This window comes from Kitasatospora sp. NPDC057500 (genome assembly GCF_042802195.1).
Lineage (GTDB): Bacteria > Actinomycetota > Actinomycetes > Streptomycetales > Streptomycetaceae > Kitasatospora.
In genome coordinates this window covers 1-12,073 of the sequence record NZ_JBHVER010000225.1, presented here as the reverse complement: position 1 = coordinate 12,073, position 12,073 = coordinate 1, and the positions used below count along the sequence as shown (strand labels likewise).

At 74.6% G+C, this 12,073-nt stretch carries 14 protein-coding genes; 5 read left to right on the top strand and 9 right to left on the bottom strand.

Translation table 11 applies throughout. The features are described from left to right. Nucleotides 1-39: 39 nt before the first annotated feature. From ACFU74_RS31840 to sigE, 4 genes are all read right to left on the bottom strand, one after another. On the bottom strand, nucleotides 40-714 hold the full coding sequence (locus ACFU74_RS31840; protein WP_350546772.1) for a hypothetical protein: 675 nt from the start codon (nucleotides 712-714) through the stop codon (nucleotides 40-42). Nucleotides 715-957: 243 nt separating this feature from the next. Further along, nucleotides 958-1,401: a sec-independent translocase gene (locus tag ACFU74_RS31835; RefSeq protein WP_380763104.1), complete on the bottom strand. Its 444-nt coding sequence runs from the start codon at nucleotides 1,399-1,401 to the stop codon at nucleotides 958-960. Between the two features lie 138 nt (nucleotides 1,402-1,539). Next, nucleotides 1,540-2,538, bottom strand: a complete 999-nt coding sequence (locus tag ACFU74_RS31830) for an anti-sigma factor family protein (protein WP_380763103.1) — start codon at nucleotides 2,536-2,538, stop codon at nucleotides 1,540-1,542. Then, entirely contained in the window at nucleotides 2,535-3,272 is a 738-nt protein-coding gene (gene sigE, locus ACFU74_RS31825) for an RNA polymerase sigma factor SigE (RefSeq protein ID WP_380763110.1), read from the bottom strand. Before sigE ends, ACFU74_RS31830 begins: the two co-directional genes overlap by 4 nt. A 331-nt stretch (nucleotides 3,273-3,603) precedes the next feature. Here sigE and ACFU74_RS31820 point away from each other — a divergent pair, with 331 nt between their 5' ends. Continuing rightward, entirely contained in the window at nucleotides 3,604-4,236 is a 633-nt protein-coding gene (locus tag ACFU74_RS31820; protein WP_380763108.1) for an O-methyltransferase, read from the top strand. 112 nt (nucleotides 4,237-4,348) lie between these two features. On the opposite strand, the gene ACFU74_RS31815 is transcribed toward ACFU74_RS31820, so the two are convergent. Then, nucleotides 4,349-4,516, bottom strand: coding sequence for a DUF3117 domain-containing protein (locus ACFU74_RS31815; protein ID WP_014137929.1), 168 nt, complete (start codon nucleotides 4,514-4,516; stop codon nucleotides 4,349-4,351). Nucleotides 4,517-4,824: 308 nt separating this feature from the next. On the opposite strand from ACFU74_RS31815, the gene ACFU74_RS31810 reads away from it, so the two are divergent. Next, nucleotides 4,825-5,625 carry an enoyl-CoA hydratase-related protein gene (locus tag ACFU74_RS31810; RefSeq protein ID WP_380763101.1) on the top strand — a complete coding sequence of 267 codons (801 nt, stop codon included), beginning with the start codon at nucleotides 4,825-4,827 and terminating at the stop codon, nucleotides 5,623-5,625. Between the two features lie 15 nt (nucleotides 5,626-5,640). On the opposite strand, the gene ACFU74_RS31805 is transcribed toward ACFU74_RS31810, so the two are convergent. Next, nucleotides 5,641-6,228, bottom strand: coding sequence for a DNA-3-methyladenine glycosylase I (locus tag ACFU74_RS31805; protein ID WP_380763099.1), 588 nt, complete (start codon nucleotides 6,226-6,228; stop codon nucleotides 5,641-5,643). Next, on the bottom strand, nucleotides 6,225-6,671 hold the full coding sequence (locus tag ACFU74_RS31800; RefSeq protein WP_380763097.1) for a DivIVA domain-containing protein: 447 nt from the start codon (nucleotides 6,669-6,671) through the stop codon (nucleotides 6,225-6,227). The genes ACFU74_RS31805 and ACFU74_RS31800 overlap by 4 nt, the downstream gene beginning before the upstream one ends. Nucleotides 6,672-6,827: 156 nt before the next feature. On the opposite strand from ACFU74_RS31800, the gene folP reads away from it, so the two are divergent. Continuing rightward, a complete protein-coding gene (folP, locus tag ACFU74_RS31795) occupies nucleotides 6,828-7,640 on the top strand; it encodes a dihydropteroate synthase (protein ID WP_380763106.1) in 813 nt (270 codons plus the stop codon). A 49-nt stretch (nucleotides 7,641-7,689) separates the two neighbouring features. Here folP and ACFU74_RS31790 read toward each other — a convergent pair whose 3' ends face one another. Together ACFU74_RS31790 and dapE are read right to left on the bottom strand one after the other, a co-directional pair. After that, nucleotides 7,690-8,499 (bottom strand): TIGR00730 family Rossman fold protein, encoded by an 810-nt coding sequence (locus ACFU74_RS31790; protein WP_380763095.1) that lies wholly within the window; start codon nucleotides 8,497-8,499, stop codon nucleotides 7,690-7,692. Between the two features lie 99 nt (nucleotides 8,500-8,598). Then, the gene (gene dapE / locus ACFU74_RS31785; RefSeq protein ID WP_380763093.1) at nucleotides 8,599-9,672 is read right to left on the bottom strand and encodes a succinyl-diaminopimelate desuccinylase; all 1,074 of its coding nucleotides are present in this window, start codon (nucleotides 9,670-9,672) and stop codon (nucleotides 8,599-8,601) included. Nucleotides 9,673-9,950: 278 nt separating this feature from the next. On the opposite strand from dapE, the gene ACFU74_RS31780 reads away from it, so the two are divergent. Continuing rightward, the gene (locus ACFU74_RS31780; RefSeq protein ID WP_380763091.1) at nucleotides 9,951-10,937 is read left to right on the top strand and encodes a hypothetical protein; all 987 of its coding nucleotides are present in this window, start codon (nucleotides 9,951-9,953) and stop codon (nucleotides 10,935-10,937) included. Nucleotides 10,938-11,241: 304 nt separating this feature from the next. After that, on the top strand, nucleotides 11,242-12,024 hold the full coding sequence (locus tag ACFU74_RS31775) for a hypothetical protein (protein ID WP_380763089.1): 783 nt from the start codon (nucleotides 11,242-11,244) through the stop codon (nucleotides 12,022-12,024). Nucleotides 12,025-12,073: the final 49 nt, after the last annotated feature.

The window sequence follows — 12,073 nt, the reverse complement described above, 5'->3', positions numbered from 1 at the left end:
CCACCGGATCGTCCGGTGGGCCCCCGCGGGCGTTCGGGCCTACGGGCGGGTGTAGGCGACCAGGTCGGGGACGGCGGCGAAGCCGGCGCCGTAGGCGCTGACGCCGCGGCCGTAGGCGCCGAGCAGGACGCCGGGGGCCTCACCGGCGAGGACCCAGCCGTACTCGGACTCGCGGTAGCGGAACGGCTGCGGCAGGCCGTTCACCGGGAGGCTGAGGGTGGACCAGCCGGGGCCCTCCAGGTCGTCGGCGAGGTCCCAGGCGAGCGTGGACTGCTGGTCCAGCCAGTCCTGGCGCCGGGCGCGGTCCAGCTGGCCCGGCCAGGTGGCGGCGAGCAGGCCGGAGCTCGCCAGCCAGGCCGCGGAGGAGGCGGACGTCGCCTCCAGGGTGCCGGTGTTGTCGGCACTGCGGCGGCTCTCCCGGCGGGCGACGGTCACCACGACGGCGAACTTCCGCACGTCGCGCGGCTCGTACTGGCGGGCCGGCTCCTCGCCGTGGCCGAGGCTGCCGTAGTCGACCGTGCCGTGGGCACCGGCCCGCGGGCCGCCGAAGCCGCTCGGCAGCAGGAAGCGGCGGCCGCTCCAGCCCTCGTCCAGGCCGTACCAGGGGAAGTCCGCGGACAGGTACGGCACCAGCGGGTCCGCCGGGCCGGCCTGTCCGCCGACCACGGGTCCGCCGGCCGTGGCCGTCCCGACCGCCTGACTCGTCGCGTCCATCCCCGGGGCCTCCTCAAACGACGTTTGCCTGCCGTGGCGCGCTCCCATCGTGGCGTACCGCGGCGCCCCCGCCGACCGCCTTCGGCCCTGACGGGACCGGAAAGTGACGGACGGCACAGCGGGAACAATCAGCACAATAGCGGCGCACACGCCGACGCCCCGCTCAACCCCGGGGTCGGCGCCCCGATTCCTCGGCCCGTACGGGCCGGAGGGGCGCGCCGGTGCCGGAGGCGAGCGGGCGAACTACGTCGCGTCGGGGTCGAACGGCGGGCGCTCGCCGGGGGCGAGCGGGGCTCCGGCGGCGGCGGGGGCCGGGGCGGCGGACTTGTCGAAGGAGACGCTGCCCGAGCGGCCGGTGCCGTTCACCGGGGCGGCCGGCTTGTCGTCCAGCACCGAGCGGATGTCGAGGGTGTCCCGCATCTCCTTGAGGCCCAGCGGGTCCTCGTCGCCGCCCATCAGCTGCTTGCGCACGAAGGTCTTCGGGTTGAGGTCCTCGAACTCGAAGTCCTTGAACTCCGGACCCAGCTCGCTGCGGATGTCCTCCTTCGCGGTGTCCGCGAAGGACCGGATCTTCCGGATGAAGCCCATGGTGTCCTGGATCAGCTTCGGCAGCTTGTCCGGACCGAAGACCACGATGGCCATGATGACCAGGGTCAGGATCTCCAGTGTGCCCACGTCGCTGAACACCAAAGCTCCCTAAGCTCGCGATCGGATCGGACAGACGCTCCTCACAGCGTAATGGCCATCGACGGGTCCATGACCCCCGGTGTGATGAAGCCGTGGTGAAGACCCGCCGATGATCAGGACCGCGTGTGACCCGTGGTGCTATCTGTTCTCGTGGTGCAGGCCGGCCACGCCGGAGCTCGGCGAGCGGTCCGGCAGCTCGTACGGCGTCGCGCCCCGGGTGACCGCCACCGGGCGCAGCGGCACGTCCGCCGCCGGCACCTGGGCGTTCATCGGGACCATCCCGCCCCGGCCGCCGGCCGGGCTGACCGTGGTGCCGTGCTGGTCGTCGCCGGAGCCGGCGACGGTGCCGACGCCGCCGAGCGTCACCGCGGCGACCGAGAAGGCGCCGGCCGCGGCGAAGACGAAGCGCCGCCCGCGGGCCTGGGCCTGCCGGGCCACCGGGGCGGCCGCGGCCGCCGCCAGCGGCTGGACCGGGGCGTCGGGGCGGGGCGAACGGCGTCCGATCAGCGGGCGCAGCACCGAGCCGCGGCCGAACGCTCGGGGGTCGACGCCGGGCACCGGCGCGTCGGCGCCGAGCGCGCCCGCGCCGAAGGAGGCTCCGGCTCCGCGGCCGAACGAGCCGCCGTCCAGCCGGCTGCCGCCGAGGGTGCCGGGGGAGGCGACGCCGCCGCCGGGCAGGTCGTCGTCGTCCCGGCGCGGACGCTCGGCGTGCGGCTGCCGCTCGTCCTCCGGGAGCGCGCCGACGGCCAGCAGGCGGGCCATCAGCGCGGAGGACGGGCCCGGCGTGCCGGTGTCGGTGAGCAGGTGCTTGACGGCGCGGCCCTCGTCGGCCTCGGCGAGACACTGCGGACAGGTCGCCAGGTGGGCCTGGACCCGCTCGCGCGAGTCGTGCCCGAGTTCGCCGTCGACGAAGGCGGAGAGCCGCTCCCCGAGGTGGTGCTCCTCGGCGGCGGGCTCGACGGCCCGCACGGCGACGGCGCGCAGCGCCGGCTGGCCCGGGGGGGCCGGATGCGGCGCGGGGTCGCCGTGCGGGCCGTCCTGGCCCCGGCGGCCCAGTGCGGGCCAGCCCGCGCGGCGGGCGACGGCACGGCCGGGCGTCTCCGGGTGGCCCGGCCCTGATCGGCCGGTTCCGCTCACGATCGCCTCCGTCCGCGCCCGCCCGGTGCGACCGCGGCACCGGCGGCGGCGCCGACCGGCACCGGCTGCTCCTCGCCGCCGCCACGCCGCTCACGACCGGGGGCCGAGCCGGGGGCGCGGTGCTTGAGCGCGGCGCGCAGGTGCGAGCGGCCGCGGTGGATGCGGCTGCGGACGGTGCCGAGCTTGACGCCGAGCGTGGCCGCGATCTCCTCGTAGGAGAGGCCCTCGATGTCGCAGAGGACGACGGCGGCACGGAACTCGGGCGCCAGGGTGTCCAGCGCGTGCTGGACGTCGGCGTCGAAGTGGGTGTCGCTGAAGTGCTGGGCGGGGCTGGGCTCGCGGGAGGCCAGCCGCTCGGCCGCGTCCTCGCCGAGCGCGTCGAAGCGGATGCGCTGGCGGCGGCGGACCATGTCCAGGAACAGGTTGGTGGTGATCCGGTGCAGCCAGCCCTCGAACGTGCCGGGGGTGTAGGTGGACAGCGAGCGGAACACCCGGACGAAGACCTCCTGGGTGAGGTCCTCGGCGTCGTGCTGGTTGCCCGTCAGCCGGTAGGCGAGGCGGTAGACGCGGGCGCTGTGGGCCTCGACGATCTCCTCCCACGTGGGGGGAGTCCAGGTCTGCGCGTCGGGGCCCTCGGCGAAGGTCGCGAGGGCGGGGGCCTCGGCGGTACCGGCGGCCGGCGTCTCGGACGCGGGGGCCGGCTGGTCCAGGGTGGAGTGCGCAGGCTGGTTCATCACGGGCTTCGGCGTACGGGCCGACGCGGTGCCGCGGGAGTGCCGCCGCACGGGGACGTCGCCCTCGGCCACACCTCCTCGGTCGGCTCTTCTGCCCAGCAGGGCCACCACCATATCCACCTCGCCCGTCAAGCCCGGATAAGAACCGCCCGGGACCGGCCGGCCCGGATGACGGGCCCGGAGGGTGTCCGGGACGTCCCGTTCCCCCGGTCCCTGCCGAACCAACGGCCCGCCGCCGTACGCGGTTCCCGTCCGGCCAGTAATCTGTGGCAGGAAATATCGACATCCGCTCGGCGCCGGGCCGTCACCCGGGGCTCCGAAAGAGGCAGCCATCAGCGAGTTCGGGCCCGCGCGCGCGGCCCTCGCCGACACCTACGTCGGCGAGGACGCGGTGCTGACCTACGCCCGGGCGCAGTCCGCGCGGACCGGGATCCGGGCGATCGGGCCGAGCGGAGGCGCCTGCCTGCGGCTGCTGGCCGCCGCGCTGGACGCCAAGGCGGTGGCCGAGATCGGCACCGGGACGGGCGTTTCCGGGGTGTACCTGCTGCGCGGGATGCGGCCGGACGGCGTGCTCACCACCGTCGACTCCGAGCCGGTGCGCCAGCAGTTGGCGAAGGAGGCCTACCAGGCGGCCGGGTTCGCGGCCAACCGGTCGCGGTTCATACCGGGCCGGGCGCTGGAGGTGCTGCCGCGGCTCGCCGACGGCCAGTACGACCTGGTGTTCTGCGACGGTGACCCGGCGGAGTCGCGGGAGTACCTGGCGGAGTCGCTGCGACTGCTGCGGCCGGGCGGGATGGTCTGCTTCGAGGGCGTGTTCCAGGAGGGCCGGCTGGCCGAGCCGGAACTCCGGGACCCGCAGACGCAGTCGGTGCGGGACCTGGTCCAGGTGGTCCGGGAGAGCGAGGCGCTGCTGCCCGCCCTGCTGCCGGTCTCGGACGGGCTGCTCTGCGCCGTGAAGCGCTGAGGCCCGGCTCCAGGACCGCCCCCGGGGGCAAAAGTACGGGGCCCGGGCCGACACGATGGTCGTACCCGGGCCCGGCAGCACATCTCCAGGAGATGGCGAGCACCTGCTGCGGTCAGCCGCAGGCCTTCTTCAGGGCCTCGCCGAGGGCGTCGGCCTCGTCAGGCGTGAGCTCCACCACGAGGCGTCCGCCGCCTTCGAGCGGAACGCGCATGATGATGCCCCGCCCCTCTTTGGTGACTTCGAGCGGGCCGTCACCCGTCCGCGGCTTCATGGCCGCCATGCTCGTTCCCCTTCCTGCAACCGCTCAGCTACGCACCGGCAGTCCGTCCACCGCCGGTATCGAACGCATTGATCGGAAGCCATTATCCCGCATGCCAAGGCCTGATGACCAACATCACTCTCGGTGCAACCTCGTGCGGACCACCGCAATCCTGCACATATTCCGGCATAAGCCCCGGCGCGGCGGCGGTCCGTAAGCCGCCGAAAGGTGCGATACCTCACACTCCCCAGGCGGCCGGAGGCTCCGGCATCCTGGCTGCGACGAGCAGTGACGATCGACGCCGACCACGAGCAAGGGAGCCCTCGCCCATGTCCGATTCCGTGCTGTACGAGCTGGACGGCGGCCTGGCCGTCATCACCGTCAACCGCCCCGGGGCGATGAACGCGCTGGACGTGGCGACCAAGGTGGCGCTGCGGGACACCGTGACCGCCGCCGCCGAGGACCCGGCGGTGCGGGCGGTGCTGCTGACCGGTGCGGGCGACCGGGCGTTCTGCGTCGGACAGGACCTCAAGGAGCACCTCGGCCTGCTGAAGCGGGCCGAGGAGACCGGCGAGGGCGCGCTGAAGACCGTCGCCGAGCACTACAACCCGCTGCTGCGGGCGCTGGCCGGGATGCGCAAGCCGACGGTGGCCGCGGTCGGCGGGGTGGCGGCGGGCGCGGGTGCCTCACTGGCCTTCGCCTGCGACTTCCGGATCCTCGCGGACACCGCCGGCTTCAACACCGCGTTCGCCGGAATCGCGCTGACCGCCGACTCCGGTGCCTCCTGGACGCTGCCCCGGCTGGTCGGGCACGCCAGGGCGACCGAGCTGCTGATGCTGCCGCGCACCGTGAAGGCGGCCGAGGCGATGGAGCTGGGCCTGGCCACCAAGGTCGTGCCGGCCGCCGAACTGGCCGCCACCGCCCGGGTGTTCGCCAAGGAGCTGGCCGAGGGCCCGACGGTGGCCTACGGCGCGATCAAGGAGTCGCTGGCGTACGGCGCCTCGCACTCGCTGAGCGAGCTGCTCGACAAGGAGGACGAGCTGCAGACGCTGGCCGGCGAGAGCGAGGACCACCGGATCGCGGTCCGCGCCTTCATCGCCAAGGAGAAGCCGCGGTACCTGGGGCGGTAGCCCGCCCCGTCGGCCTCACCGGCCGCCCCTCGCGTGGCAGTCGGCGAGGTGGTCGTCGACCAGTCCGCAGGCCTGCATCAGCGCGTACGCGGTGGTCGGGCCGACGAAGCGGAAGCCGGCCTTCTTCAGGGCCTTCGCCAGCGCCGTCGACTCGGGCGTGACGGCCGGCACCTCGCCGAGAGTGCGGGGGGCCGGCCGGTCCGGGTCGCCGGCGAACTGCCAGATCAGCGCGTCCAGTCCGCCGTCGAGGTCGCGGGCGACCCTGGCGTTGGCGATCGCCGCCTCGATCTTGGCGCGGTTGCGGATGATGCCGGTGTCGGCGAGCAGCCGCTCGACGTCGGCCTCGCCGAACCCGGCCACCTCGGCGATCCCGAAGCCGGCGAAGGCCGCCCGGAAGCCCTCGCGGCGGCGCAGGATGGTGATCCAGGACAGCCCGGACTGGAAGGCCTCCAGGCAGACCCGTTCGAACAGCGCGTCGTCGCCGCGCACCGGGCGTCCCCACTCGGTGTCGTGGTAGGCGCGGTAGTCGTCGGCCGAGTCGCCCCAGCCGCAGCGGCGCAGCCCGTCCGCGCCGAGGACGGCGCCGCCGGGCTCCGCGCTCACTTCGGCCCCTCGGGCTTCGCGTCGTCGGGAGCCGGCTCCACGGAGGCCGCGGGGGCCTTGGCGAGGGCGACGGCGGGCTCGACGACCCGGGCGAACTCCTCCAGGCCGGGCAGCGGTTCGGCGCCGGGCTCCGGACGGTCGTCGGCCTCGACGGCGCCGCGCACCGCGGCCAGCGCCTCCAGCTCGGCGATCCGGGCGTCGCGGTGGGCGAGTTCGGCGCCCAGCCGGTCGAGGACGTCGTCCACCTCGTCCATCCGGTAGCCGCGCACGGCCATCGGCAGGCGCAGCGCCTCGACGTCGCCCTGGCCCAGCGCGCGGTCCTGCGGCAGCCGGGCGGAGATACGGTCCTGCACGGCCTCCGGCAGCGAGCCGCCGCCGCCCAGTGCCACCAGCGCGGCGCCGCCGACCACCACGGCCATCGCCACCACGATCACCCAGAACACGAGCGGTCCTCCCGATTTTCCGGCCGGCCCCGACTGGAGTGGGATCATGGTCCCGATGGGCCGGGGGCCATCATCGCACTCGCAGCAGCTGTGGAGGAGACATCGGTGGCACTGCGCCTGGGACCACGGGAATTCGGGGACGACGAGCTGGTGATCATGGCGATCGTCAATCGCACGCCGGACTCGTTCTTCGACAAGGGTGCGACGTTCGCCGACGAGGCGGCGTTCGCCGCCGCCGACCGTGCGGTGGCCGAGGGCGCCGCGATCCTGGACATCGGCGGGGTGAAGGCCGGTCCGGGCGACGAGGTGACCGTCGAGGAGGAGCTGCGGCGCACCGTGCCGTTCGTCGCGGAGCTGCGCAAGCGCCACCCGCAGGCCGTGATCAGCGTCGACACCTGGCGGCACGAGGTCGGCGAGGCGGTCTGCGAGGTGGGCGCGGACCTGCTGAACGACGCCTGGGGCGGGGTCGACCCGCGGCTGGCGGAGGTGGCCGCCCGCTACGACGCCGGGCTGGTCTGCACCCACGCGGGCGGCGCCGAGCCGCGCACCCGCCCGCACCGGGTCGGCTACGAGGACGTGATGGCGGACATCCTGGGGGTGACCGTCGGCCTGGCCGAGCGGGCGGTGGGGCTGGGCGTGCGGCGGGACGCGGTGATCATCGACCCGGGGCACGACTTCGGGAAGAACACCCGGCACTCGCTGGAGGCGACCCGGCGGCTGCCGGAGATGACCGCGACCGGGTTCCCGGTGCTGGTGTCGCTGTCCAACAAGGACTTCGTCGGCGAGACGCTCGACAAGCCGGTGAACGAGCGGCTGCTCGGCACCCTGGCGACCACGGCGGTCTCCGCCTGGCTGGGCGCCCAGGTGTACCGGGTGCACCAGGTGGCGGAGACCCGGCAGGTGCTCGACATGGTCGCCTCGATCCGCGGCACCCGCCCCCCGGCGGTCGCCCGCCGGGGACTGGCCTGACGGCGCTCGGCACGCCTCCGGGGCGCTCCGGCCCGGAGGCTCGCTCGCGCTAGATCTCGTTCACCGGACGGCGGGCGTCGGCGAGGATCTTCATGACCTCGTCGATCTCGTCGGTGACGTGGAACAGCTCCAGGTCGTGCGGGGCCGCCTTGCCCTGCGCGACCAGGGTGTTCCGCAGCCAGTCGACCAGCCCGCCCCAGTAGGCGCTGCCGAAGAGGATCACCGGGAAGCGGGTGACCTTCTTCGTCTGCACCAGGGTGAGCGCCTCGAACAGCTCGTCCAGCGTGCCGAGCCCGCCGGGCAGGACGACGAAGCCCTGCGCGTACTTCACGAACATCGTCTTGCGGACGAAGAAGTAGCGGAAGTTCAGCCCGAGGTCGACGAACTCGTTGAGCCCCTGCTCGAAGGGCAGCTCGATGCCGAGCCCGACGCTGAGCCCTCCGGCGTCCGAGGCGCCGCGGTTGGCCGCCTCCATCGCGCCCGGACCGCCGCCGGTGATCACCGCGTAGCCGGCCTCGGCCAGCGCCCGGCCGATCGCCACGCCCGCCGCGTACTCGGGCGAGTCGAACGGGGTCCGGGCGGAGCCGAAGACGCTCACCGCGGGCGGGAGTTCGGCCAGCGCGCCGAAGCCCTCGACGAACTCGGAGGTGATCCGCAGCACCCGCCACGGGTCGGTGTGCAGCCAGTCGGTCGGACCGGTGGTGTCCAGCAGGCGCTGGTCCGTGGTGCTCTCGCCGACCTGGTCCCGGCGCACCAGCACCGGGCCCTTCTGCTTCTCGGGCCACGCCTTCTTCGGGCGCGGCTCGCCCACCTGCTCGGGGCCGTGCCCGTAGCGCTTTTCGTCTCCAGTGCCTGTCATGACGAAACCCTACGCCCGCCCCTCCCCTTTTTCAGGCAACGCCGGAAGGTCGGTTGGGCGACCGGAAGATGGCCTCCGGCCGATGGCCGGACGGCCGGATCAGGCCGTCAGCCAGGCGCGCAGCCGCTCCTCGGTCACGGCGATGGCGCTCAGCGAGCAGTGCTCGTCCCGCTTGTGCGCCATGTTCGGGTCGCCGGGGCCGTAGTTGACCGCCGGGACGCCGAGCGCGCTGAACCGGGCCACGTCCGTCCAGCCGAACTTGGCGCGGGCGGTGCCGCCGGTCGCGGCGAGGAAGGCCTGCGCGGCCGGCTGGTTCAGGCCGGGCAGCGCGCCCGGGGCGAAGTCGGTGACGGTGACCTCGAAGCCGTCGAAGACCTCGCGCACGTGCTTCTCGGCGCCGGCCTCGTCGCGGTCCGGGGCGAAGCGGAAGTTGACCGTCACCACGCACTCGTCGGGGATGACGTTGCCGGCCACGCCGCCGTCGATGCGCACCGCGTTGAGGCCCTCGTGGTACTCGAGACCGTCGATCTCGACCAGGCGCGGGCGGTACTCGGAGAGCCGGCGCAGCACCTCGCCGGCCTTGTGGATGGCGTTGTCGCCCAGCCAGCTGCGGGCCGCGTGCGCACGGACGCCGCCGAGCCGGACCTGCGCGCGCAGGGTGCCCTGGCAGCCGCCCTCGACGACCGCGCCGCTCGGCTCCATGAGCACCGCGAAGTCGGCGGCCAGCCAGTCGGGGTGGGCCTTGGCGAGGTGGCCGAGGCCGTTGCGGTCGGCCTCCACCTCCTCGCAGTCGTAGAAGACGAAGGTGAGGTCCCGGTTGGGCTCGGGCAGGGTGGCGGCGAGCCGCAGCTGGACGGCGACGCCGGCCTTCATGTCCGAGGTGCCGCAGCCGTAGAGCAGGTCGCCCTCCACCCAGGAGGGCACGTTGTCGGCGATCGGCACGGTGTCGATGTGGCCGGCGAGCAGGACGCGCTCGGAGCGGCCGAGGCCGGTGCGGGCGACCACGTTGTTGCCGTAGCGGTCGACGGTGAGGTGCGGGTAGACCCGCAGGGCCGCCTCCACCGCGTCGGCGAGCGCCTGCTCGTCGCCGCTGACGGAGGGGAAGTCGACCAGCTGGGCGGTCAGCGCGCCGCCGTCGAGGGTGAGGTCCAGGGGCGTCTTCGGGCTGCTCATGGTTGCCCAGCCTAGTCCTGTCGTCGGGGCCACCCGCCCCGAAGAGCGCCCCGGAGGCGAGCGGGCGACCCCGCCCCGAGCCGAAGGGACGCGCCGGTGCCGAAAGGGAGAAGGGCCAAGCCGCCGACGAAAGAGGTGGCGCCGTGCCCGCCGACCGTCGGCACCGGGTCGGAGCGCCCCGGAGGCGAGCGGGCGAACAACTGCAACCGCAGGTCACCGCACATCCGTCCGAGTCGGTACGGTGTCGGTTCGGAAGTGCTCGGCGGAGAGGGGCGGCGGTGGCGAGGCGAGAGGGCGGCGGCGGTGGTGAGGGCGCGGCGCCGCGGCGGCGCCGCAGGCCGCTGCGGGTGGTGCTGATCGGCCTGCTGGTGCTGGCCGTGGTCGCGGTGGCGCTGTTCTGGCTGCGCGACAACAAGCTGCTGACCCCCGAGGGCTGCTCGGTGAAGACGCCGGCCGGAGAGGGCACCCTGGAGCTCCCGCAGGCGGCCAACGCGGCGACCATCGCCGCCGTCGCGCACGCCCGCGGCCTGCCGGACCGGGCGGTGACCATCTCGCTGGCCACCGCGATGCAGGAGTCCAAGATCCGCAACCTCACCGGCGGCGACCGGGACTCGGTGGGCCTGTTCCAGCAGCGGCCCTCGCAGGGCTGGGGCACCGTGCAGCAGATCATGGACCCGGTCTACGCGACCAACAAGTTCCTGGACGGCCTGGTCAAGGTGCCCGGCTACACCCGGCTGCCGCTGACCGACGCGGCCCAGCAGGTGCAGAAGAGCGGCTACCCGCAGGCCTACGCCAAGCACGAGACCAAGGCCACCCTGCTGGCCTCCGCGCTGACCGGCCGTGAGGCGGCCTCGCTGAACTGCGTGGTGCACGACTTCGCCGCGCCGGACGCCGACGAGGCGGGCGCCGCCGCGGCGCCCCAGGACCGGACCCAGGTGCTGAGCGACCGGGTGCGCCGGGAGTTCGGCCGGACGGTGACCCCGGCCGCCGGCCACACGTCCACGATCAAGGGCGCCGAGAACGCCGTCTCGCTGACCCCGGACCCGACCGCGTCCACCGACTCCGGCCCGGACGCCGAGCGGCAGAACGGCTGGGCGGTGGCCCACTGGGCGGTGACGCAGGCGCAGCGGCTGGGCATCGAGACCGTCGCGTACGACGGCCGGATCTGGCGGCAGGCGAAGTCCGAGGACGGTTGGAAGCCGCAGCCGACCGGGACGTCGACCAAGCTGGTGCTGGTCTCGCTGGCCGCCCCGGCGAAGGGCTGAGGGGCGACGGTCCCCGGCCGTTGACGCACTGGTGTCCGGGTTGCCGCCGCCCGGGTGATTCGCGTCAACCGGGGTGGACGGCCGGCCGGCCGGGGCGGGCGGGGCGCAGAACCGTCACTCCCCTTGGCCCGCCCTGGACGCACCGCCGCACTCCGGTGCCCCGCGCGGCGCCCTGAGCGGTCCTACCATCCGATGGTCGGCCCGACGCTTTCCTTGCACGGCCCGAAACCTTCTGGCTTCTCAAGCGGTAACAACGTCGTCCGCCCGGCGGACGGGACGGACCCAGACCCTCCTGAGGAGCCCCATGTCTCACCCCCTCACGCGCCGGATCGCCCAGGCCGCGCTGCTCGTGGCGGCCGGCGCGACCCCGCTGGTCGCGGCCGGCTCCGCGTCCGCCGCCGACGCCCTGCTGCCGAAGGGCGACCTGGCCGCCCCGCTGGGCCAGCTCACCAACACCGACGCGGGGTCCACCCTGCAGCACACCACCCACCAGCTGGGCCAGGCCGCCGGGAACACCGGCGCCGCCACCGTCGCCGCGGGCGTGCCCGCCGCCGCCGACGCGACCGGCAGCATCGTCGCCCAGCAGCTTCCCGAGGCGAACGAGAAGGCCGGCTCGCTGACCGCGCCGCTCGACCAGACCGCCGCCACCACCGGCGAGCTCTCCAATGTCGCCCCGAAGGTCGCCCGGGCGCTGGCCGGCAAGCTCGGCGAGGCCGTCACCGGCAAGAGCGCCACCCCGCAGCGCAGCGCGCAGGCCGCCGGCTCGCAGGCCGGCCTCGAATCGCTCGGCGGGCTGGCCAACGCCGTGCCCGGCGCCGGCGGCGTCGCCCAGGCCGTCCCCAGCACCAGCACCGTCACCGACGCGCTGCCGATCGGCGCGGTCACCCGGGCCCTGCCCACCGGCCTGCCCGGCGCCGACGTGCTCGGCCTCGCCGAGCACGGGTCGGCCAACCGCCTCGGCGGCGCCGACCTCGGCCCGAACAGCCCGCTGAACGGCCTGTCCGGCCTGACCAGCGCGCTCGGCCCGCTGGGCGGCCTGCTGGGCGGCCTCAACGGCGGCTCCCTCAACGGCCTGCCGATCGGCTGAGCCCGCGCACAACGGCTGAGCCCGCCCGCACAGCGGCGAGGGGCCGGCG

Coding starts and splice junctions, on each gene's coding strand:
- ACFU74_RS31815 (WP_014137929.1), bottom strand. CDS start 4,516: ATGGCGGCCATGAAGCCGCGGACGGGTGACGGCCCGCTCGAAGTCACC.
- ACFU74_RS31840 (WP_350546772.1), bottom strand. CDS start 714: ATGGACGCGACGAGTCAGGCGGTCGGGACGGCCACGGCCGGCGGACCC.
- ACFU74_RS31810 (WP_380763101.1), top strand. CDS start 4,825: ATGTCCGATTCCGTGCTGTACGAGCTGGACGGCGGCCTGGCCGTCATC.
- ACFU74_RS31790 (WP_380763095.1), bottom strand. CDS start 8,499: ATGACAGGCACTGGAGACGAAAAGCGCTACGGGCACGGCCCCGAGCAG.
- folP (WP_380763106.1), top strand. CDS start 6,828: ATGGCGATCGTCAATCGCACGCCGGACTCGTTCTTCGACAAGGGTGCG.
- ACFU74_RS31775 (WP_380763089.1), top strand. CDS start 11,242: ATGTCTCACCCCCTCACGCGCCGGATCGCCCAGGCCGCGCTGCTCGTG.
- dapE (WP_380763093.1), bottom strand. CDS start 9,672: ATGAGCAGCCCGAAGACGCCCCTGGACCTCACCCTCGACGGCGGCGCG.
- sigE (WP_380763110.1), bottom strand. CDS start 3,272: ATGAACCAGCCTGCGCACTCCACCCTGGACCAGCCGGCCCCCGCGTCC.